The following is a 1,295-nucleotide window of genomic DNA, read 5'->3' on the forward strand; positions in this document are numbered from 1 at the left end:
GTGAACTTGCCCCGCTTCTCCGGACACCTGCGCTGTGTCGGGGCACTATGGGCCCCGGGAGAGGAGAAGCCATGCCAGCCCCGTATCCGGAGGAGTTCAAGCAGCGCGCGATCGCGCTGGTGCGTGAGGAGGGCCATCCGGTCGCCCGGGTCGCCCGGGAGCTGGGCATCGCCGAGTCCGGGCTGCGCCGCTGGCTGGCCAGTCACGCGGTCGACGCCGGTGAGCGTGACGGGTTGACCTCGTCGGAGCGCAAGGAGCTGACCGAGCTGCGCCGTGAGGTGCGCACGCTGCGGATGGAGCGTGAGCTGCTCTCTCGCGCCGCGGCCTTCTTCGCCCAGGAGAACGTCCTGCCGAAGAAGTGATCTTTCGCTTCATCGAGGCGGAGAAGGCCGACTTCCCGATCCGGTTCGCCTGCCGGGTGCTGGGCGTGTCCCCGTCGGGGTTCTACGCCTGGCGGCACCGGCAACAGCATCCGGCCGCGCGCACGCTGGCCGACGCCAGGTTGACCACGACCATCGCCGCCATCCATGCGGCCTCGCGCGGGACCTACGGCGCACCGCGGGTGCACGCCGAGCTTCGGCTTGGACGCGGCATCCGGGTGGGCCGCAAACGCATCGCCCGACTGATGCGCAACGCGCAGCTGGAGGGCGTCACACGCCGCCGCAGACGCGGCTGTACCCGCCGCAACCCGGCCGCGCTCGCGTCCGATGACCTGGTCAACCGGCAGTTCACCCCGGCCGGTCGCGACCAGCTGTGGGTCGCCGACATCACCCAACACCCCACCGACGAGGGCTGGGTCTACCTCGCGGTCGTGATCGACGCGTTCTCCCGCCGGGTGGTCGGCCACGCTATTGCCGACCACCTGCGCAGCGAGCTGGTCGTCGACGCGCTCGAGACCGCGATCTGGCGCCGCCGGCCGGCGCCTGGCTCCGGGCTGATCCACCACGCCGATCACGGCACCCAGTACACCTCATGGGCGTTCGGGCAGCGGCTTCGCCACGCCGGCCTGCTCGGCTCGATGGGCAGCGTCGGCGACGCGCTCGACAACGCACTGGCCGAATCGTTCTTCGCCTCGCTGCAGACCGAACTGCTCGACCGCCGGCGCCGCTGGCCATCCCGCCGGGAGCTGGCCTCGGCCGTGTTCGAATGGATCGAGTGCTTCTACAACCCCCTCAGACGTCACTCGGCCCTCGACTACCGCTCGCCCATCGAGTACGAAGAACACCGCCGCACCGCCCCCGCGGAAGCGGCATGACCGCTACACCGTCCCCGTCCACCGAAGCGGGTCAACTTCA

Annotated in this window: 1 protein-coding gene; it reads left to right on the forward strand. The window is 70.7% G+C overall.

Annotated features, from left to right (window positions below):
• Nucleotides 1-47: 47 nt before the first annotated feature.
• A protein-coding gene (locus ACERM0_RS22740) for an IS3 family transposase (protein WP_373680885.1) occupies nucleotides 48-1,255 on the forward strand; the annotation gives its coding sequence in 2 pieces (ribosomal slippage) (nucleotides 48-321 and nucleotides 321-1,255; 1,209 coding nt in all).
• Nucleotides 1,256-1,295 lie beyond the last annotated feature (40 nt).

Origin of the sequence: Egicoccus sp. AB-alg2 (genome assembly GCF_041821065.1) — a bacterium.
Lineage (GTDB): Bacteria > Actinomycetota > Nitriliruptoria > Nitriliruptorales > Nitriliruptoraceae > Egicoccus.